We start from the raw sequence: 21,372 nt of genomic DNA on the forward strand, positions 1-21,372 counted from the left end.
AGTCGTAACTTCACGTTTGCGAACTTTTAACCAATATATCATGACAAAAATTATTCGATTTATGGCTATTGCCCTAATTTGCATACAAAGCTTTGCAAGTTTTGGACAACAAACAGATGTTCCCGCATTTCTCAGCTCAGAGCTTGAATTTCTTTGGGAAAGTGAAAACACTCTTGAAGTTCCTGAATCGGTTTTTTTCGATGCTGACAACTCCTGCATATATGTTTCAAATATAAAAGGAACGCCCGGCAATCAGGATGGTAATGGGTACATTTCCAAGCTTAACCTAAAAGGGGAAATTACTACTCACAAGTGGATTACCGGACTTGATGCTCCAAAAGGAATGGCCAAATACGGCAATTTCCTTTTTGTTAGTGATATTAACGATTTGGCAGTAATTGATATTGCAAAAGGTGAAATTGTAAAGAAATATCCTGCTCCGACAGCTATTTTTCTAAATGATGTTGCAGTAAATCCTAAAACCGGGACTGTTTATGTTTCAGATAATATGACAGGGAGTATTCACCGTCTGAAAAATGGAAATTTTACTATCTGGTTAAAAGACGATCAACTGGATCATGTAAACGGCTTAACTTTTAAGAATAATTATCTTTGTGCCGGTGTTCTCAACAAAATTATTAAAATTGAGACAGACACTAAATCGATTAAAACTATTGCTGATAACACAGGAAGCATAGATGGATTGCTAAGTCTTGATGAAAACACCTGGGTAATATCAGATTGGGTTGGCAACATACAGATGATAAAATCGGGGAAAGCTAAAAAACTGCTAAGCTCTGCCGAGCAGCAAATAAACGCAGCCGATTTAGGCTATATTCCCGAACAAAAAATAATTTTAGTTCCTACATTTCATAACAATAGGGTAATTGCCTATCAGTTAAAAAAATAATTTTATGGATTTACACATTAAAAATCAACTCTTTGTGGTTTGCGGCGCCACATCGGGATTCGGGAGTGCCGTATTAAAAAATTTAGTCGCTGATGGTGCTAAAGTGATTGCCATTGCCCGCGGACAAGAGAAACTGGATGAATTGCAAAATTCCAATCCAAATCAAATAGAAAGCTTTTGTGGTGATATCACTCAATCAGAAACCATCCATCTGTTATTGGAAAAAATAGGCAGTAGAAAGCTCTCTGGTGCTTTTGTAAATGCTGGAGGACCACCGGCAATGAAAACTCTGGAAACAAAACTTGACGATTGGGACAATGCCTACCATCAGCTTTTGCGATGGAAAGTTGAATTGACACAGGCTTTGGTTCCAATAATGATGAAAGAAAGTTACGGAAGAATGGTTTTTTTAGAAAGTTCATCGGTGAAACAACCCATTGATAATTTGGTATTGAGTACCTCCCTGCGTCTTTCGGTTGTTGGTTTTGTAAAAACACTTTCGCAGGAAATTGCCGAATCGGGAGTAACACTAAACATTGTTGGCCCGGGATATCATGAAACACCTGCCATTAATAGATTATTAGAGAAAAAAGCTGAACAGGAAAATATCACTTCCCAGAAAGCTAAAGATAAAATTGCCTCGGGCATCAGAATGAAACGAATGGGAAATCCCGAAGATTTGGGTCAACTGGCCACTTGGTTACTGTCTCCTTCCTCAGGCTATATCACAGGACAAACCATCAGCGTTGACGGAGGACAAATATTAGGAATTCACGGATAAAAACAGACCCCAAAGAATAAAATTCTTTGGGGTTATTATTTTTTCCTTCGTATGTTATTTCCATATCCCTTACGGGAAAAATTTATTTACTGCATTACCTTAACCACTACGAACTAAAATCACACGTAAAATTGTGTATGATTCACTTTACAATGTGCCAATCCTCTTATTTCCCTCTGGATTCCAAAATCTCAAAATATCCGGAAGTATGGATGTAATTACTCTTATTTACGATTCCTTTATCAACATTCAAATTCCCATAAGCAACATTGGAAGTGTTTTGACTACATTTTCGCTCCCGAAGACTACAATCACATGCCCCACAGCTACAATTCTTACTCATTCCTGCAAAATTGACAGTGTGTGTTGCATGTTAGGTCAGGTAAAATCAGCATCATACAATGTAGTCAGTAAAATTTTTCTTATCTCTTTCTGCGAAACCACGATCGAACTTTCCTTTTCTGAATAGAAAGTTTCAGTTTGGTTATTTTAAAGTATTTATTTGTTCTTCCAACTAATTTTTCTTTGAATGTTAAGCGTTCAGAGAGAATAAACCCATTCAGTATTTTGGAAAATTCGGGCGTACGCAAATAACCATAGGATTTATGAGGATTAGCGACACCATTTATTTCATAGTTATTTACAACTAAAAAATCGACAGGCTTTACGCCAGATTTATTCTCAGAAAAATCATCAGCCAATTCATAGTTTAAAGCTACTTTATCCAAAATATCAGAAAAGTTGTACCAACTGTTAACACCTTCAGGTGTAATCATGAAACTTTGTCCGTTTAATTTTTGCCTTTGTTCTGCGGCAATTTTACTAACAACTATGGGTAAGCCCAGAGGAGAACCAATGGTAATTAAAGTATGAATCTTAATTTGATCAGCTAAAAAAGTAAGAACATCAAAAGCCACTATCGATCCCATTGAATGAGCGATCAACATGATATTATCCTTCTGATATTTTTCGAGTACTTTTAATAATCTCTCTCTTATCAGATCTTTTATTTTGGTGGTGGATACTGCTTCTAAAGTAGTTTCTTCTTTGTAGTAAGTCTCCAAATCTGTAAAGTAATTACTTAAAATACGATCCGTTATAAAAGAATAATTTAAAGAGAAGTCTTCATTTAGAAAAATCCGGTTTAGTTGCCGGTTCAAAAATCCAATAATCTTTTTTCTTGTATCATGATTCTCCGGCAAGAGTTTCTTGCTTGGTTTCACATAAATTTCATCCAGATAATAAGGACTTTCCTTATCTTTTTCGAACTGATTTAATGGTTTATCGTGAAGAATATCGGCCCAATAAACCATTTCATGTTTGGGTAAATCAGTTTTGTAATTGTTGTTTTTTAAGCCTTCAATCATGGCTCGTTCCCACCAACGTTCCAATAAGTCCTTAGGTGGTTTATTGCCTAAACCATGAATTTGGATAATAACATTTGCCATGCGTTATTGTAATTCTATTAAAATGATTGTAAGTCTTATCTAATCAAAAGCATAAGACAAGGAAAATACATTGGAATATTTTGCAATGGATCGATCTCCAATATCCGTTAAGGCATAATCCAATCTGAAATTTTTGTAACGAATCCCCAAACCTAAATTGGGTTGAAAAGTCCACGATTTGGTCTGATCAAAATCGGTTTCTTCCTGAAAATTACTTAGTCCGGCACGAAGAAATATAAACTGTTTGTAGGAAGCTTCCAAACCAAGGTGAGGATCGATACTGATTGGATCTCCCTGAATCAAAACATTTCTCTGTCCGTCGAAAGTCATATCCATATCGAGCTCGGTTAACAATGAAAATTTGTCTGAAATGGTAAATTCCCGGCTTACAGCAAGAATCAATCTTGGTAAAGTAATTTCAGTGGAATTTTCTGGTATTTCGTTACCTGTTAGTTCAAACACTTTTTCCAAATCTCCGGTTTTAAACACCCATGCATTAAATGTGCTTGTGGCATCTCTAAGAACAGCGCCCATCCGCCATTTCCCTTTTCGGTATGTTCCTGCAATATCAAATCCAAAGCCGTAAGCCGAGGCAAAATCACCTGTGTGCCTGTAAATCAGTTTCACATTTCCACCTATGCTCAACCCTTCAATTCCGGTTTTTTTGGAATATGAAAAAAGAAATGCATAATCGGCCGCCGAGAAGGTCGTTACCAAATCGTAGCGGATATTTCCATCTTTGTCAATTAATTCCAGTGTATTCGGAATATCATCAACACCGTAACGCAGCAAACTTAAACCAACCGCACTTTTCTCATTTACTTTCATGCCAAAACCCAAATAATCGTATGCTGATAAGCCTCCGAAATATTCAGCATGCATCGCCGAAACATCAAACTTTGTTCTTAACTCCACTAAATTAGCCGGATTCCAATAAGACGATTCAACATCATTTTGAGAAGCAATGGTAGCATTTCCCATTCCAAAAGATCTTGCACCTACTCCAATAGACAGGAATTCATTACTATATGTTGGAGCTGAAGTCTGGCCGAGCACTGCACCCGTAAGAAACAAGCAAATAAAAAATGCAATAATTCTGGACATATAGTTGATTTTCTTTGACAGGTAAAAATACTATGCTTTTTTTAAACTTATGCATCGAAGCAAAAGAAATCATAAGTTTCGAAAAAATCCATTATTTTTGTGGCGTACTATACAAAATCAAAATTCATGTCAGAAGCAAAAGGGATTATCAAACACATTCCAAATTCAATTACTTGTTTAAACTTACTATCAGGATGCACTGCGAGCCTTATGGCGATGGAAGGCTATTTAGTAAATGCAGCTTTCCTGATTCTTTTAGCTGCTGTATTCGACTTTTTTGACGGTTTAGCTGCCCGGGTGCTAAAAGCTTATTCTCCTATGGGCAAAGAACTCGATTCTCTTGCCGATATGGTTAGTTTTGGTTTTGCTCCGGGGGTTATTGCTTTGGCTTATTTAAAAAATGCTGTTTTAGGTAGTCCTTCTGCCGATTTTGTGCCCGCAGAATTAAGTTATTCGCAAATTGCGCTCTTGTTATCGGCATTTATTATCCCAATATTTTCAGCCCTTCGATTGGCCAAATTTAATATTGATACCCGGCAAACCTCCTCATTTATTGGTGTGCCAACTCCGGCCAATGCAATGTTTTGGGCATCTTTACCACTAGTTTTACACTATGGTAATTATCCACAAATAGAAATAAGTTTGGCCAACCCAATACTATTAATTGCGGCTATTCTTATTACCTCATACTTATTGGTAACTGAAATTCCAATGTTTGCTTTAAAAGTGAAAAGTTTAGCATGGAAAGAAAATAAAATCCGCTACCTATTTCTGATTACCTTACTTGTTCTTGCTATTCTTTTAAAATGGCTGGTGATTCCAATGATTCTGTTTGTTTATATCGGATTTTCCTTGCTCGATAATATCCTAAATAAAAAATAAGCGTTTACTCTTTATTTGTAAATCAAAAATAGGCTAAGATGTTTATCACATTCTTAGCCTTTTCTTATTTTTTGATTGGTACTATTTTCGGTTCATTACCTCATTCTGTTTCAAAATGGCTTCCTTATGAATCATTCGCAGTAGTTGCGCAACGAATGGCTCAGATAAACCTAAAGATTTCCCTAATTCTATTCCTTTTTCACGCACCTTTTCCCATCGTTGAAGCTGAAGAATTGTCATATTCTTCTCTGCTTTGTATTCCCCAATCCCCTCAACAATATTCATCCGCTGTGCAAGTAATTCTATCAACTGCGAATCTACCGAATCTATTTGGTCCCGATACTTTTCAAGCCGGTTCTCTTCAATATCTTCAACAGAAGGCAATCGGCAAACCAATTTTCTTAAAACTTGATTTAAATCTGCAGGAGTTAATTGTCGCTCCTGATCACTTATCCCTTCAACTGCATTAAAATGGCTTTCAAACATCAATCCATCCATATTCAGATCCATTGCCTTTTGCGCCATTTCCTGCACATATTTATTTGCTCCGGCAATATGACTTGGATCGCAAATAATAGGAAGGTTATGAAATCGTGATCTTAATTCGATAGGAATTTCCCATTTGGGAATGTTATGAAGCCTTGTTTTCTCGAAAGGGTAAAATCCTCTGTGAATTGCAGCCAATCTGGAAATGCCTGCTTTATTAATCGTTTCCAAAGCCTCAATCCATAAATTAACGTCCGGATTTATTGGATTCTTTACCATAACGGGAACACTCATTCCTTGCAGAGCACTTGCTAATTCCTGAACCGAAAATGGGTTGGATGTAGTTCTGGCACCGATCCACAATATATCAACATTATGCCTTAAGCACATTTCAACATGTTTAGGAGAGGCCACCTCAACCATTGTTAACAGTCCGGTTTCCTGCTTAACCTGATTCAGCCATTGCAAAATATCCAAACCACGGTCACCAAAAGACTTAGCAGTCGTCTGTGGTTTCCATGCTCCGGCTTTAAAAATCTTTACCTGTTCTACTTTTTTTAATTCTCTGGCAGTATTCAATAATTGTTCCTCCGACTCTACTATCGAAGGGCCGCTTATCACTATTGGTCTTGTATCCAACTTCTTAAACCAAGTATTCATTGGTTTACAATTCTCCAATCCGCTCATATCTTCATTTTAAGACTGTCTAATATCAAAACTGATATAGTCGCACAAAAATACACTTTTAAATGACATCGGGAAATATGTGCAATTAGAATTGGCATCCTGTTTTGGGATGCCAATCAAATAATTATTATTCTTTTTCTATTTGAGTTTTCAATTTCTTAAGTGCAAACCTAATGGCTTTGTAACAAATAAAAATCAAAAGCGGCCAGGTTAACAGCCATATTATAGATGATGTATACATGTCTTACGATTTAAATTAATACAAATGATCTTCCGAACTGATTTCCTGAGCATCAATCTTTTTACTATTCATAGCTCTCCATGCCCAAACAATATAGGCTATAACAACAGGAACCATAAGAGAAACGTAACTCATCGCTGTTAATGTATAATGCGACGATGATGCATTTTGAATGGTTAAAGAGGATTGCAAATCAGCCAATGAAGGATAAAATGAAGTGTTATTTAATCCTGCCAAAAGAAATAAAGAGAAAACAACCAAAACTGTTCCTCCGCCGGCAAACCAGATTCCTTTTGTGTATTTTTCAAGCAAATATGATTTTACCAATCCAAACAATACTCCTACTACACCTGCTAAAAATAAAACAGCCACAACAGGCATAGCGATAAGATTATGAAGATATTTAAAGGATTCCATACTTACGATACTTGTTTGTGCATCGACTGCAAATCCATCCATTATCAACAAACGAACAGCGAAAAACAGAAAAAATACCAGAAATGGAATTCCTGAAACCAGCAGTTGCTTTTTTGACCGGGCAAATATTTGATCACTCTCTATGCTGTTCATGAAATAGAGGCTTCCCAATACTCTTGCCAGAAAAAAGACTGTTAATCCCAAGGCTACATTGTGAAAATTAAGAACTGCCTCCAATCCACCGTAAGGTGTTGCCCATTTGGATTGATTAAAATCATTAACTGTAAACTCCGCTCCATTAAAAAAGGTTCCTACGGCTGTTCCAATAAGTATGGTTCCCAATAATCCGTTGATAAACAAAAAAGCCTCGAAAGTTTTAGCTCCCCAAACATTATTGGGTTTACTTCTAAATTCGTAAGCTACGGCCTGAATGATAAAACAAAAAAGAATTGCCATCCAAACCCAATAGGCACCTCCAAATGAAGTAGAATAAAACAGAGGAAAAGATGCAAACATGGCACCACCAAAAGTTACCAAAGTTGTGAAAGTGAATTCCCATTTCCGCCCCAGTGCATTAACTACCATGGTTCTTTCCAATTCTGATTTTCCTATTCGATAGATTAGCGTCTGTCCTCCCTGAACAAACATCAGAAATACCAGTAAACTACCTAGTAATGAATCAATAATCCACCAATACTGCTGCAATGCTAAATGCGATAAATTTTCAAACATGATTAGTTTCCTCCGTGATTAGGTCCGATTTTAATTTGCTTTAACATGATTTTGATTTCTGCAATCAATAGTCCGGTAAATACAACCAGGAAAAGGAAGAATGTAATTATCACAGACATACTATCAATACTTGAAACTGCAGCCATTGTAGGCATCAAATCCTGAATCACCCATGGCTGGCGTCCCATTTCAGCCAGAATCCACCCACACTCAGATGCCAGATATGCCAACGGGATACTCCAAATCGCCATACGTAAAAACCACTTTTTATTAACTACGCTTCCTTTATAGATATATACCAAACACAATACAAACAACAAAATAAAATACATTCCCAGTCCAACCATAATATGGAAACTGTAAAAGGATATTGAAACTGAAGGAACCACTTCATATGGATCAGAAAAATAACCGTAACCAAAATATTTAAAATTAGCTTTCAGCTCTTTTTCAGCTTCTTTTGCACCAACTGTATCATCAGTTTTCTTAGCCGCTTTATACGCTTTTAACGCAGCAATGGCTTTGCGTCCCATTTCCATCTTCTCAGTTACAGGCGGATGAATTTCACCATCGTTATCAGTATATCCGTTAATGATATCGTTCACTCCGGGAACAAAAGCATTTCCATCCAGATAAGCCATATAAGAAAGCATGTTTGGAATTTCAATTTTAAAATGAAAATCCTTCATATTTTCATTGGTTCCATCTCCTTCACTTGTTGACATAATTCCCAGTGCAACCAAACCAGCTCCTTTCGATCCATTATACAATCCCTCAAAGGCAGCAAATTTCATTGGTTGATCGCGAACAATTTCTCTCGCAGAATTATCGCCGGTCATAACCGTAAATAAAGAGGTAAGCAATCCAAAAACAGCAGCCACAACAATACTTCTTTTTGCAAAAACCACATTCGTTTTTTTCAAAATATACCAGGCACTTACACCTATTACAAAAACTGCTGCAAGAATATAAGCTGAAGAAATTGTATGTAAAAATTTATTAACCGCAGTTGGTGAAAACAGGACATCCCAAAAGTTATCCATTTCGTTGCGTGCCGTGTCCGGATTAAATTTCATTCCAACAGGATTTTGCATCCAGCCATTGGCAACTAAAATCCACAAAGCAGATAGATTGGAACCAATTGCAACTAACCATGTAGAAATTAAATGGAACTTTTTACTTACTTTATTCCAGCCAAAAAACATCACTGCAATAAATGTAGATTCCATAAAAAAGGCCATAATTCCTTCAATAGCAAGAGGTGCTCCAAATATATCACCTACGAACCATGAATAATTCGACCAGTTGGTACCAAACTCAAATTCAAGAATAATTCCGGTTGCAACACCAATCGCGAAATTAATTCCAAAAAGAGTCATCCAAAACTTGGTGGTCTTTTTCCATGCCGGATCATTGGTTTTCACATAAATGGTTTCCATGATAGCAATAATGAAAGCCATACCTAACGTTAAAGGGACAAAAATCCAGTGATACATCGCAGTAAGTGCAAACTGCGCCCTGGACCAATCCACTAAAGAAAGATCTAAATTTTCGATCATTTTATTGATTTTTAGGATTAGTTAATTGATCAATCACATAATCACTACGCTCCTGATCGCTGTCATATTTTGTTTTTAAGAAATTTGGAAAGAATAACAACTTTAAAATAAAGAACATAACAAATAGCTTTATCAAAATAATAAGCCAAAGCTGACGACTCCATTTACTTTGATTTCGAAAACCTTCGTAATAGAATGTCCAAATAGTTTTTGGCAATTTTAATAATCTGTTGAGTGTATTATTCATTGTATTAAAGAACTACTATATTTTATTCCACATACTTTATCTTGATAAAATAAAAGACATCCAAGTCCGATTTTGCTTATCAAAATACATAACAAATGTAAAATTATTTAAGAAACAGAAGTCAAATTTACCATAGATAGATTTTATATGGTCATATAGAAAATCAATAAATATTTAATTTGCAATTAGTTGAAACACCAACCACCAAACTAAACACCTTCAAACACACTGATTTTAAAGGTATCCGATAATTTACTGCCTCTTGTAATAAATTCCAGTGTTTTATCTCACAAAACATTAGAAACTTAAAAAGAAAGAATTAAAATTCATATTATCAAGCCATTACCCTTCAATAACTCACAAGAATGATAAAAACACATTGAGATCTGTTTATTAGCTTCTCTATTTGACAGGTCATTACAAATGAAAATATTTATTTATATTTGAGTTAGTTCGTAATCGTTTGTAAAGCATAATACAATTAAACAAACATAGGATAAAAGCCCTATTAATAAGGAATTTACCTTCTTATTTAGAATTGTTTTAAAAAAGTATTTTCAGCTCTTATTTCAATTACTCCCATTTGATAAAATGGACGTACTTAAATAAAAAACTAACCCAATTGCATAATGAAAGAAGAAACATCAAACAACAGCAGACGAAAGTTCCTTAAAAGTGTTGGGATTACCGTTGGCGCAGCAGGTGTTGTTAGTGGATTTTCTCTTCTTGGTGCAGCTAAAGCTGCAGCACAAGAACCTGGAGAAACAGTAAATCTGTTAACACAAGACGGACAACTCGTTCAAGTTGATAAAAATCAATTGCGCCCAACAGTAACAGGACCACTTACCGAATTGCAGAAAAGAGGACGTGAAGGTATTGCCGGAAAGTCGTTTGTAATGGTTATTGATCTTAGTAAATGTAGAAATGCCCGAAAATGTATGGCTGCATGTCAAAATCATCACCAATTAAGACCGGATCAACACCATATTAATGTTCTTCAAATGCAGGATGCTGAACATACAGCTCCTTATTTTATGCCCAAACCTTGTCAGCATTGCGACAATCCTCCGTGTACCAAAGTTTGTCCGGTAGATGCTACTTTCAAACGTCAGGATGGAATTGTACTAATCGATAATGAACGATGTATTGGTTGTCGGTTTTGTATAGCAGCCTGTCCTTACTCTGCGCGTATTTTCCAATGGACAGAACCTAAGGATGCGGAAAAATATAAAAATCTCACCTACAATATCGAAGCTAACGTTCCTCAAAAGAAAGGTACAGTAAGTAAATGTTTATTTAGTGCCGACAGACTTCGCGAAAACAAACTTCCTTCCTGCGTTTCTTCCTGCCCGAATGGTGTTTACTATTTTGGAGATCAAAATGAAGATGCTGTTACCAACGGTACAACTCACGAAACAGTTCGTTTTTCTCAATTAATAAAAGAAAATGCGGGATATACGCTGATGCCTGAGTTAGGAACGAAACCCCGCGTTTATTACCTGCCTCCAAAAAACAGAGCTTTTGAGTTTAATGGTGATCTTTTAAACGAAGAAAATCTTCATTAAAGCATTGTTTCAATCATCAATAAAAGAATAATAAACAGATTTTATTTGCCCTAAATAATTTAATCTTATGAATGACTTACAAGAACAGAAAGAAACGACTCTTTCGTTTGAGAAAATAAAAAAAGACATTCTTCGTCCGATGCAAAACCACAAAGGTCTGGAACTTTGGATTGCGTTTCTAATAACAGTAATAAGTGTTTGTGCCTGGGCCTACTACGTACAATTACGTGACGGATTGGGAGTTACCGGCATGCGCGATTACGTATCCTGGGGACTGTACATTGCCAACTTTGTATTTTTTGTTGCCGTGAGTTTGGTTGGAATGCTTATTTCGTCGATTCTGGGTTTGCTCCGAATCGATTGGATAACACCAATATCGAGAATTGCTGAGATAATAGCAGTTGCCTTTGTTGCCGTTGCCGGTCTGGTAATTATTATGGATATGGGACGTCCCGACAGAGTAGTTAATGTGCTTATCCATGGTCGTTTTCAATCTCCAATTCTTTGGGATATAACTGTAGTAACCACCTATCTGACAATAAGTCTTCTGTTACTGATTTTACCAATGATTCCAGATTTGGCGATCTGCAAAAATGAATTAAAAAAAGCGTCTCCTTTATTGAAAAAACTGTACAATATTCTTTCATTTGGTTATATCAACACTCCTGGGCAATACAAGCACTTACACAAAATGATCCGGACATTAATGGTTCTTATTGTTCCGGTAGGTTTGGCAATTCATACCGTAACCTCGTGGTTGTTTGCTGCAACCTTGCGAAATGGTTGGGATACTACAATTTTTGGTCCCTACTTCGTTGCAGGAGCATTTGTAGCAGGTTCGGCAGGATTAATCGTAGCTATGTATTTTTTCCGCGTTAGTTATAAACTGAAGGATTACATTACCGATGTTCAGTTCGATAATATGGGAAAACTGATGGTGGCTGTATGTTTGGTATATTTATATTTCAATTTAAATGAGTTCTTGGTTCCAGGGTATAAAATGAAAACCGGAGATGATGTTCATTTAACGGAATTATTCGCCGGACATTGGGCAATCATGTTCTGGTCGTCTCAATTGCTGGGTAATGTGATTCCAATTATGCTATTGGTTACCAAAAAATTCAGAAAGCCTTTTCCTATCATGATTATTTCATTATTTATTTTAGCAGGAGCCTGGATCAAAAGATATGTAATTGTTATCCCAACATTACTTCATCCTCATTTACCCATTCAGAATGTACCACAAAACTTTGTACACTACTATCCTAGTGCGATAGAAATTTCTGTAACCGTTTTAAGTTTTGCTTTAGCACTCTTAATCATCACCGTTTTATCAAAAATATTCCCGGTAGTTCCCATATGTGAAATTGCCGAACAAAAAGGAATCGAAGTGAAAATTGAAGCTTAAAAACATGCAAACAATGAAAAATGCTATCAAAATAATTGCCAGTTTGTTTCTACTTTTTGTATTCACCGCCTCTGTTGTAAATGCCCAAAAATGGCAGGCACCAGTATCGTCGAAAAAGAAACAAAATCCTTACGAGACCAGCACAAGAAATATTAGTTCTGGTAAAAAGATTTACAATATTAATTGCAAGTCCTGTCATGGTGATGCTACCATGGGAAACATGTTACCTCTTCAACCAGTTGCTCCTTCCGATTTAGGATCGCAGGCATTTTTGATCCAAACAGATGGAGAAATCTATTACAAGGTTAACAAAGGCAATGGCGCAATGCCCACTTTCGAAAAAACTTTAAGTGACGAGGACAAGTGGATGGTTATTACCTATCTGCGCTCTTTCGATCAGAATAAAAAGGAAAGCAAGAAAATTGTGGAAGTGAAAAATCCTGAAGTAACTGATGTGAAACTTCTTTTAGACATCAATAATGAGAACAAAAGAATATTAGCTAACCTAACGGGTGTTACTGCAAAAGGTGATCGTGTTGCCTTGCAAGGCATTGAACTAAGCGTAAAGGTGAAAAGAAACTTTGGCTATTTAGATATCTCGGGCGACGATGCATACACAAACGAAAAAGGGGAAGTTAATGTTCAATTTCCGGAAGATTTACCCGGCGATCGTGAAGGACATGTGAATCTTTTAGTTAAAGTTACCGATGATGCCTACTATGGAGAAGTGATTGTTGATAGAATTGCCAGCCTTGGCATACCCACCAACCCGGTAAATCCTTTGGACGAAAGAGCTATGTGGGGAACCCGGGCAAATGCTCCTATATGGATTATTTTCAGCTATGTTGGTGGAGTCATCTGCATTTGGGGAGTTATCTTTCTGGTACTATTTCAACTAATTCAACTGCCTAAACTCGCAAAAAACAAAGAATAAAAACTACTCGGAATCATTCTCTTTCTTCTTTTTTGATGGTACACCTAATTTATACAAGAGGTATCCCATCCCCACTAAAAAGTGAAGAGCTGTAATTCCAGCTATAATGTAAACAAGAGTTGAATCAGATTTCATATCAAATAATCTAAGACTGTAAGGTCTGCAAGTTGGTGAAAATGCAGGAAGAAACAAAAAAACACATTTGTGTACACTGTGGCGACGACTGTGGTTCACATCCCGTAATTTGGGATGAAAAGCCATTTTGCTGCAATGGTTGTTCTACTGTATATCAGATTTTGCACGAAAATGAACTTTGTACCTACTACGATTTTGAATCAAACCCTGGAATTAAAATTGAAGCCGGAAAATACAAAGAGAAATTTGCTTTTTTAGATGACAACGAAATTGCAGAGCAACTTTATGAATTCGCAGAAGGAAATATCAGAAAAATAACTCTTTATATCCCAAGCATACATTGTAGTTCTTGTATTTGGTTGTTGGAACATCTCAATATTTTAAATCAGGGAGTTATTAAGTCGATGGTCAATTTCGTTAAGAAAGAAGTGGCCATTACATTTAATTCCGATGAAATCTCAATTAGAGAATTGGCTGAATTACTTTCTTCCATTCATTATATCCCTGAGATTACTCTTGATAAATTACAATTAAAACAAAATGAAGAAGTAAACAAGAGTCTTCTTTACAAAATCGGTATTGCCGGATTTTGTTTTGGAAACATCATGCTTTTGAGCTTGCCCGAATACGTTCCGGGCCATGAGTATTTGGAAACTCATTTCAAAGAATTTTTTGGCATGATGAATTTCTTCCTTGTTTTACCTGTTTTCTTTTACAGCGGAAGTGATTATCTGCTATCTGCCGGAAAGGCAATAAAACACAAATTCATTAATATAGATGTTCCTATTTCGATGGGAATACTGATGCTCTTTATTCAAAGTAGTATTGAGATTTTCAGCGGTTCGGGAGCTGGTTATATGGATTCCCTTACCGGATTAATTTTCTTTCTCTTAATAGGAAAGTGGTATCAAAACAGAACCTATCAGGCACTCTCGTTCGAACGGGATTATCGATCTTACTTTCCGGTTGCCGTAAGTAAAATGGAAAACGGAATTGAGATAAGTACTCCTATCGAAAAACTGGAAAAAGGCGATATCATATTAATCCGTAATCAGGAATTGATTCCTGCCGATGGTATTTTAATGAAGGGAGAAGCTCAGATTGATTACAGTTTTGTTACCGGTGAATCGAAACCTGTATTTAAAGAAAGCGGCGACGCCGTTTTTGCAGGAGGAAAACAGATGGGAAGTGCCATTGAACTGACCATCGAAAAAGATGTAATTCAAAGTCGTTTGACCCAATTGTGGAATCAATTTGAAGGCAAGGATTCTTCAAATACCAAACTAAACTCATTAATCGATCAGATCAGCAAATATTTCACCATTGTAATTATTGCAATTGGACTGTTTGCAGGAATCTACTGGCTGCTAAATGATTCAAGCAAAGCTGTTTTCGCCTTTACTTCGGTTCTGATTGTTGCTTGTCCGTGCGCACTGGCTCTCTCTGCTCCTTTCGCTATGGGAAACACCATGCGATTGATGGGAAGAATGGGAATCTATCTAAAAAGCTCGGCAGTGGTCGAAAAATTAAATTCAATCACCACCATCGTTTTTGATAAAACAGGAACGATAACACAAGCCGATGAGGTAAAGGTTAAATTTCATGGAGATGCATTAAGTGATGATGACAAAATCGCAGTAAAATCATTAACCAGACATTCTACTCATGTTCTAAGTTCTACTTTGTATGAGTATTACAAGAGCATTCCACCCGAAACAGTTGCTGACTATACTGAATTGCCATCAATGGGAATTTCGGGTACAGTTAATGGCCGGAAAATTAAGCTGGGCTCTGCAAAATTTATTTACGAAGGAAAAACAGAAACCAGTTCTTTAAATACTGAAGTTTACCTTTCGGCAGATGGAAAAATAAAAGGACATTTCTCTTTGAGTAATCAATACAGAACCGGTTTGTCAGAATTAATAAACGGACTGGCTCCTAAATACGATTTGCACATTTTATCGGGTGATAATGATTCAGAAATGGAAAATCTGAAACAGATATTTCCAGCAACATCAATTATCCGGTTCAATCAGTCACCAAATGATAAATTGGAATACATCAACAATTTAAAGAAACAAAACAAATACGTTTTAATGATTGGTGATGGATTAAATGATGCCGGAGCCTTAAAAACAAGCGATGTTGGTATTTCAATTGCCGATGACATTTACCATTTTTCGCCTGCGTGCGATGCTATTTTGGAGGCTTCAAAATTTCAAGAATTAAAGTACTTCCTAAAAATATCAGCAAAAAGTGTTTGGATAGTAAAACTAAGTTTCATACTCTCCTTTCTTTACAATTTATTTGGATTGTATTTCGCAGTACAAGGAATCTTATCGCCTATTGTTGCAGCTCTGCTAATGCCAATCAGTTCCATTTCGGTGGTGGCTTTTGCAACTTTTACAACCAATTACATAGCTAAATCGAAAGAGACAAATAATAAAACCAAATCGAATAATAAAGAAGCAAAAACATCTGTTTTTCTAAAAAAATCGGTTCAACTAAATTAAATAGTAAATGAGTGTATTGTTCGTTTTAATAGGTGTTAGCATGCTTGTAGCAGGAGGATTTCTTGTCGGATTCCTTTGGGCCGTAAAGAAAGGACAATATGATGATTCTTATTCTCCATCTGTTCGAATTCTATTCGACGATCAGGAAAATGAAGCGCAAAAAGAAGAAAAAAAACAAATAGAAAAGGATACAACTAAGAGAAACCATAAATCTTAATTTAATGGAAACACAACATTTTTCGTACGATAACAAAATCGTGAAATTTTTCGCCTACGCAACCATTCTTTGGGGAGTAGTTGGAATGTTGGTAGGGCTTTTGGCAGCACTGCAATTGGCATTCCCGATTTTTAATTTCAATCTGGCTTATACCTCTTTTGGTAGAATTCGTCCGATTCACACCAATGCAGTAATTTTTGCATTTGTTGGGAATGGAATATTTACCGCAGTTTATTATTCACTTCAGCGCTTATTGAAAGCCAGAATGTTTAATGACAGACTTAGTTGGATCCATTTCTGGGGATGGCAGGCCATAATTGTTTCGGCGGCTGTCACTTTTGTTTTAGGAATCACTACCAGTAAAGAATATGCTGAGTTGGAATGGCCGATCGATATTGCCATTACCATTATTTGGGTTGTGTTTGGCTGGAACATGTTTGGTACCATTCTAAGAAGAAGAGCCGATCACCTTTATGTTGCCATATGGTTTTATATCGCAACTTTTGTAACAGTTGCCGTTCTTCATATAGGTAATTCAATTTCCCTGCCTTACAGCTGGATTCAGTCATATCCTGTTTATGCCGGTGTGCAGGATGCTTTGGTGCAGTGGTGGTATGGTCACAATGCAGTTGCATTTTTCCTGACTACGCCGTATTTAGGTTTAATGTACTATTTCCTGCCAAAAGCAGCCAATCGTCCAGTGTATTCCTACCGACTTTCGATTATTCACTTCTGGGCATTGGTTTTTCTTTATATCTGGGCCGGACCTCATCACTTACTTTATACCTCGTTACCGGATTGGGCGCAATCTTTAGGTGTTGTTTTCTCAATCATGTTACTTGCTCCTTCGTGGGGAGGAATGTTTAACGGACTGCTTACACTTCGCGGTGCCTGGGATAAAGTCCGCGACAGTGCAACTCTAAAATTTATGGTGGTTGCTGTAACTTGTTACGGAATGTCGACCTTTGAAGGCCCGATGATGTCTCTTAAATGGGTAAATTCACTGACACACTATACCGACTGGACAATTGCTCACGTTCACATTGGAGCAATGGGCTGGAATGGCTTCCTTACTTTTGGAATGTTGTACTACTTGTTCCCAAAAATGTGGAACACCAAACTGTACTCTGAAAAATTAGCCAATGCACACTTCTGGGTTGGAACATTAGGTATGATTTTTTATGCGCTTCCATTGTATTGGGGTGCCATTGTTCAAACCCTAATGTGGAAAGAATTCACTCCGGACGGATTGTTAGCTTATCCCAATTTCTTAGAAACTGTCACTCAGATTCTGCCAATGTATCACGTACGAGTTTTAGGAGGACTTCTTTACTTCTCCGGACTGTTCTTAATGGTTTATAATCTATTAAAAACTGCCGCATCCGGTAAATGTATAGACAATGAAGAAGCTTCGGCGCCTGCTATTGTTACCGATACAAAACGCAGCAATAGTGAAGGTTTACACCGTTGGTTAGAAAGAAAACCTGTTCAGTTTATGATTTTGGCTACAGTTGCAATCTTAATTGGCGGTGCATTCGAAATCATCCCAACGTACCTGATCAAATCAAATATCCCGACTATCGAGAGTGTAAAACCTTATACTCCTCTTGAGTTGCAGGGGAGAGATATTTATATCCGTGAAGGCTGTAATACTTGTCACTCCCAAATGGTTCGTCCGTTCCGTTCAGAAACAGAACGATATGGTGAGTATTCAAAAGCCGGCGAATCAGTTTACGATCATCCGCACTTGTGGGGATCAAAACGAACAGGACCCGATTTGGCCCGCGAAGGTGTTCCCGGTGGAAAAATGTACAAAACTAATGTTTGGCATTTTAACCATATGCTGGATCCGCAAAAAATGAATGCTCAATCCATTATGCCTAAATATCCATGGCTGATAAAAGACGTATTGGATACCTCATCTACTCCGGCAAAAATTCGGGCGATGACCACTTTAGGTGTGCCATATGCTGAAGGATACGATCTAATTGCCAATGACGATTTGAAGAAACAAGCAGAAGAAATTGCTGCCGATCTTAAAAAATCGGGCATTGAAGTAGCTAGTGATAAAGAAATATTAGCTGTAATAGCTTACCTGCAGCGTTTGGGTAGAGATATTTCGGTTCAAAAATAGATATCAGATATTAGGTGTGAGAAATGAGAAAAATACTTTTAATAATGATTTTGTCTCAATTCTCATATCTCTTATCCAAAAACTAATAAATATGAAACGTCAATGATTAAATAATTATTAACTCACATACAAGAATGATTATTTACTCATAAAAAGTTCCATGTGACAACTTTAAACAATTTAGACAGATGAAAATAGTTAGTCATTATTTACAAGGCATTGCTGATGTTGGTTTTTTCCCAAGCATCTCATTACTGATTTTCTTCCTGTTCTTCGCAGGAATGCTTTGGTGGACTTTCAAAAAAAGCAACAAAGAATTCTTTACGGAAATGGAAAGTTATGCTCTTGAAGAGGATGGTGTAAATCCATCATCGGAAGCAAAAGAATAAACAGGCTCAAAAATCAAGATAAAATGGAGAAAAAAGATAAATTCTTAGAAGAAAACGAGCATCTGATCAGCGATCATGATTATGATGGGATTAGAGAATTAAACAATCCAATGCCAACTTGGTGGCGTTACTTATTCTATATCACAATTGTTTTTGCCGCAGTATACATGTTTCGTTATCATGTTTTTGGTGATGATTTACAAATTGCAGAGTACAATAAGGAAATGGCTCTTGCCGAAGCAAATAAACCAAAAACTGCTTTTGATGAGAATGCTCTTGTTTTAATGACAGCGTCAGCAGATTTGGACAATGGAAAAGCCATCTACGACAAAAACTGCATTGCTTGTCATGGATCATTGGGAGAAGGTAATGCAATTGGGCCTAACCTTACCGATAAATATTGGTTGAATGGCGGCAGTCTTAAAGATGTTTATCAAATCATTAAAGTAGGAAAACCTATGAAGGGAATGTTAGCCTGGCAAAATCAACTATCGCCTGAACAAATGCTGCAGGTTGCCAGTTATATAATGGGACTGCAGGGAACAAATCCTCCTAATGCAAAAGAAGCTCAGGGTGAATTGGTTGAATAGAAAAATATCTAGCCGCATAGGTTAATAATAAACTGAAAAACATGGCTCCTAAAAACCCATATACCGGCTATCGTGACCAACTTGCGACTCTTAATGAGACAGGAAAACGCAGATGGGTATACGCACAAAAACCAAAAGGGAAATTATATAACTATCGGAATATTGTTAGCTATACCTTACTGTTTTTGTTATTTGCCATTCCTTTTGTGAAGTTAAATGGTGAGCCATTTTTGATGTTGAATATTTTAGAGCGAAAATTCATTTTATTTGGCGTCCATTTTTGGCCTCAGGATTTTCATCTCTTCCTTTATTCCATGATTACTCTTTTTGTATTTGTGGTACTATTTACCGTCAGCTATGGTCGAATATGGTGTGGTTGGACCTGTCCGCAAACTGTTTTTTTAGAATTTATTTTCAGAAAAATTGAGTACTTAATTGAAGGAAACCCAAGCCAACAGCGCAAATTGGATTCCCAACCAATGAATTTTACTAAATTCTGGAAAAAGAGTTTGAAAATCATTCTTTTTTATGCTATCTGCTTTTTAATTACAAACGCCTTCTTATCCTATATTATTGGAATTGACCAGTTGCTGAAAATAATGAAAGCTCCAATATCCGAACATAGCGTTGGATTTACTGTGGCAGTTTTGTTCTCGGGCGTTATGTTCTTTGTTTTTACAAAATTGCGCGAACAGGTATGCTCGATGATTTGCCCTTATGGGAGATTGCAGGGTGTACTATTAGACTCCAATTCGATAGTTGTTGCTTACGATTACAAACGAGGCGAAGAAAGAGCTCCGCTGGAGGCTGGCGAAGATCGGGTAAAAGATGGCAAAGGAGATTGTATTGACTGTTATCAGTGTGTTGATGTTTGTCCAACCGGAATTGATGTGCGTGATGGGACTCAATTGGAATGCATCAACTGTACTGCGTGCATAGATGAATGCAATTCTGTAATGGAGTGGATAGGTAAACCGAAAGGTTTAATTCGATTCGATTCTGAAAAAAATATCGCCGAAGGCAAAAAACAAAAATGGCCTGCCCGTAAAATTGCTTACACCATAGTTCTGTGCATTCTGCTGGGAATTGTTGCTGCTTTATTTGCTTCTCGAAGCGATTTGGAAGCCGTTATCCTGCGAACTCCAGGCTTAATGTATCAACCTCAGGAAGGCGGGATTAGTAATATGTACAGCTTTAAAGTTGTTAACAAAACGGTAGCCGAAGTTCCAATTCATTTTAAAATAATGAATCACGAAGGAGTTATTAAAGTAATTGGAGAAGAATTAAAAGCCAAAGCAAGTTCAATAAAAGAAGGTGTATTCTTTGCAATTTTACCACAAAAAGAAATTACAAGCGATAACATTCCAATTACCATTGGTGTGTATGCCGATAAACGATTAATAGAAGAAGTTAAACTAACTTTTGTAGGACCAAACTAAAGTAAAAGTAACAAGGATAAAGTAGAGAGGATCAAAATGAAAAAGATGAGTTGGGGGACAAAACTAGCAATAGGAGCTTCGATATATGTGATCGGGATTCTTACTTTTGTTGCATTTAGTACAACGCAAAAAATCAATTTAGTATCAAAAGATTACTATCCTAAAGAGGTGGAATATCAGCAACAAATTGATAAATTAAATAATGCCCAAAAATTAAATGAGACGATCCTTATCTCGCAGGAAAACGGGAAATTACAATTCCAATTTCCGGCCAATATGCACGATCTGGTAAAAGGCGAAATCATATTTTATCGTCCTGCCGATTATGAATCTGATATTAAAACTGCCATTGATCTTGACGAAAACGGATTGCAGGAACTTAATACAGACCAACTGTTAAAAGGCATGTACACCGTTAAAATAGATTGGGAACACGATGGCATTGGATATTATAAAGAAGAGGCTGTTTACTTGAATAAATAAGACCTCATCCCCTATCCCCTTCTCCTTTAGAAGAAGGGAGAACAATATATACAAGTTTCCCTCTCCTGAAG

General features: G+C 36.7%; 21 protein-coding genes. 13 read left to right on the top strand and 8 right to left on the bottom strand.

The features are described from left to right. Positions 1–40: 40 nt before the first annotated feature. Positions 41–910: a YncE family protein gene (locus tag ACY0M5_RS00105; RefSeq protein ID WP_461630405.1), complete on the top strand. Its 870-nt coding sequence runs from the start codon at positions 41–43 to the stop codon at positions 908–910. A gap of 4 nt (positions 911–914) precedes the next feature. Continuing rightward, positions 915–1,691: an SDR family oxidoreductase gene (locus ACY0M5_RS00110; RefSeq protein ID WP_461630406.1), complete on the top strand. Its 777-nt coding sequence runs from the start codon at positions 915–917 to the stop codon at positions 1,689–1,691. Between the two features lie 166 nt (positions 1,692–1,857). Here ACY0M5_RS00110 and ACY0M5_RS00115 read toward each other — a convergent pair whose 3' ends face one another. The 3 genes from ACY0M5_RS00115 to ACY0M5_RS00125 all read right to left on the bottom strand — a co-directional run bounded on the left by ACY0M5_RS00115 (position 1,858) and on the right by ACY0M5_RS00125 (position 4,243). After that, complete coding sequence (locus ACY0M5_RS00115) at positions 1,858–2,034, bottom strand: hypothetical protein (RefSeq protein ID WP_461630407.1); 177 nt, start codon at positions 2,032–2,034, stop codon at positions 1,858–1,860. Positions 2,035–2,113: 79 nt separating this feature from the next. After that, positions 2,114–3,139 carry a PGAP1-like alpha/beta domain-containing protein gene (locus ACY0M5_RS00120; RefSeq protein ID WP_461630408.1) on the bottom strand — a complete coding sequence of 342 codons (1,026 nt, stop codon included), beginning with the start codon at positions 3,137–3,139 and terminating at the stop codon, positions 2,114–2,116. Positions 3,140–3,178: 39 nt separating this feature from the next. Further along, a complete protein-coding gene (locus ACY0M5_RS00125; protein ID WP_461630409.1) occupies positions 3,179–4,243 on the bottom strand; it encodes a putative type IX sorting system protein PorV2 in 1,065 nt (354 codons plus the stop codon). A 126-nt stretch (positions 4,244–4,369) separates the two neighbouring features. Between ACY0M5_RS00125 and pssA the strand changes: the two genes are divergently transcribed. Further along, on the top strand, positions 4,370–5,125 hold the full coding sequence (gene pssA / locus ACY0M5_RS00130) for a CDP-diacylglycerol--serine O-phosphatidyltransferase (RefSeq protein ID WP_124992478.1): 756 nt from the start codon (positions 4,370–4,372) through the stop codon (positions 5,123–5,125). A gap of 81 nt (positions 5,126–5,206) precedes the next feature. On the opposite strand, the gene ACY0M5_RS00135 is transcribed toward pssA, so the two are convergent. The 4 genes from ACY0M5_RS00135 to ACY0M5_RS00150 form a co-directional block, all read right to left on the bottom strand. Continuing rightward, on the bottom strand, positions 5,207–6,298 hold the full coding sequence (locus ACY0M5_RS00135; protein WP_461630410.1) for a chorismate mutase: 1,092 nt from the start codon (positions 6,296–6,298) through the stop codon (positions 5,207–5,209). 256 nt (positions 6,299–6,554) lie between these two features. Beyond that, positions 6,555–7,688, bottom strand: coding sequence for a cytochrome d ubiquinol oxidase subunit II (gene cydB / locus ACY0M5_RS00140; RefSeq protein ID WP_461630411.1), 1,134 nt, complete (start codon positions 7,686–7,688; stop codon positions 6,555–6,557). A gap of 2 nt (positions 7,689–7,690) precedes the next feature. Next, the gene (locus tag ACY0M5_RS00145) at positions 7,691–9,247 is read right to left on the bottom strand and encodes a cytochrome ubiquinol oxidase subunit I (protein WP_461630412.1); all 1,557 of its coding nucleotides are present in this window, start codon (positions 9,245–9,247) and stop codon (positions 7,691–7,693) included. Between the two features lies 1 nt (position 9,248). After that, positions 9,249–9,494, bottom strand: coding sequence for a DUF4492 domain-containing protein (locus ACY0M5_RS00150; RefSeq protein WP_124992484.1), 246 nt, complete (start codon positions 9,492–9,494; stop codon positions 9,249–9,251). A gap of 629 nt (positions 9,495–10,123) precedes the next feature. Here ACY0M5_RS00150 and ACY0M5_RS00155 point away from each other — a divergent pair. The 3 genes from ACY0M5_RS00155 to ACY0M5_RS00165 all read left to right on the top strand — a co-directional run bounded on the left by ACY0M5_RS00155 (position 10,124) and on the right by ACY0M5_RS00165 (position 13,401). Then, positions 10,124–11,059 (top strand): 4Fe-4S dicluster domain-containing protein, encoded by a 936-nt coding sequence (locus tag ACY0M5_RS00155; RefSeq protein WP_124992485.1) that lies wholly within the window; start codon positions 10,124–10,126, stop codon positions 11,057–11,059. A 67-nt stretch (positions 11,060–11,126) separates the two neighbouring features. Continuing rightward, a complete protein-coding gene (gene nrfD / locus ACY0M5_RS00160) occupies positions 11,127–12,467 on the top strand; it encodes an NrfD/PsrC family molybdoenzyme membrane anchor subunit (protein ID WP_124992486.1) in 1,341 nt (446 codons plus the stop codon). Positions 12,468–12,480: 13 nt separating this feature from the next. Next, positions 12,481–13,401: a c-type cytochrome gene (locus ACY0M5_RS00165; protein ID WP_461630413.1), complete on the top strand. Its 921-nt coding sequence runs from the start codon at positions 12,481–12,483 to the stop codon at positions 13,399–13,401. A 3-nt stretch (positions 13,402–13,404) separates the two neighbouring features. Here the strand turns inward: ACY0M5_RS00165 and ACY0M5_RS00170 are convergent, their stop codons facing one another. Further along, the gene (locus tag ACY0M5_RS00170; RefSeq protein ID WP_461630414.1) at positions 13,405–13,536 is read right to left on the bottom strand and encodes a hypothetical protein; all 132 of its coding nucleotides are present in this window, start codon (positions 13,534–13,536) and stop codon (positions 13,405–13,407) included. Between the two features lie 41 nt (positions 13,537–13,577). On the opposite strand from ACY0M5_RS00170, the gene ACY0M5_RS00175 reads away from it, so the two are divergent. The 7 genes from ACY0M5_RS00175 to ACY0M5_RS00205 all read left to right on the top strand — a co-directional run bounded on the left by ACY0M5_RS00175 (position 13,578) and on the right by ACY0M5_RS00205 (position 21,301). Next, complete coding sequence (locus ACY0M5_RS00175) at positions 13,578–16,049, top strand: heavy metal translocating P-type ATPase (protein WP_461630415.1); 2,472 nt, start codon at positions 13,578–13,580, stop codon at positions 16,047–16,049. A 7-nt stretch (positions 16,050–16,056) separates the two neighbouring features. Beyond that, positions 16,057–16,266 carry a cbb3-type cytochrome oxidase assembly protein CcoS gene (gene ccoS, locus ACY0M5_RS00180; RefSeq protein ID WP_156194425.1) on the top strand — a complete coding sequence of 70 codons (210 nt, stop codon included), beginning with the start codon at positions 16,057–16,059 and terminating at the stop codon, positions 16,264–16,266. 4 nt (positions 16,267–16,270) lie between these two features. Further along, positions 16,271–18,400, top strand: a complete 2,130-nt coding sequence (gene ccoN / locus ACY0M5_RS00185) for a cytochrome-c oxidase, cbb3-type subunit I (protein WP_124992489.1) — start codon at positions 16,271–16,273, stop codon at positions 18,398–18,400. Between the two features lie 188 nt (positions 18,401–18,588). Then, positions 18,589–18,789 carry a cbb3-type cytochrome oxidase subunit 3 gene (locus ACY0M5_RS00190; protein WP_124992490.1) on the top strand — a complete coding sequence of 67 codons (201 nt, stop codon included), beginning with the start codon at positions 18,589–18,591 and terminating at the stop codon, positions 18,787–18,789. A 23-nt stretch (positions 18,790–18,812) separates the two neighbouring features. Continuing rightward, a complete protein-coding gene (locus tag ACY0M5_RS00195; RefSeq protein WP_124992491.1) occupies positions 18,813–19,379 on the top strand; it encodes a cbb3-type cytochrome c oxidase N-terminal domain-containing protein in 567 nt (188 codons plus the stop codon). 41 nt (positions 19,380–19,420) lie between these two features. Beyond that, the gene (ccoG, locus tag ACY0M5_RS00200; protein WP_461630416.1) at positions 19,421–20,818 is read left to right on the top strand and encodes a cytochrome c oxidase accessory protein CcoG; all 1,398 of its coding nucleotides are present in this window, start codon (positions 19,421–19,423) and stop codon (positions 20,816–20,818) included. 45 nt (positions 20,819–20,863) lie between these two features. Further along, positions 20,864–21,301, top strand: a complete 438-nt coding sequence (locus ACY0M5_RS00205; protein ID WP_461630417.1) for a FixH family protein — start codon at positions 20,864–20,866, stop codon at positions 21,299–21,301. Positions 21,302–21,372 lie beyond the last annotated feature (71 nt).

This window comes from Labilibaculum euxinicum (genome assembly GCF_963678175.1).
In the GTDB taxonomy this organism is placed as follows: domain Bacteria; phylum Bacteroidota; class Bacteroidia; order Bacteroidales; family Marinifilaceae; genus Labilibaculum; species Labilibaculum euxinus.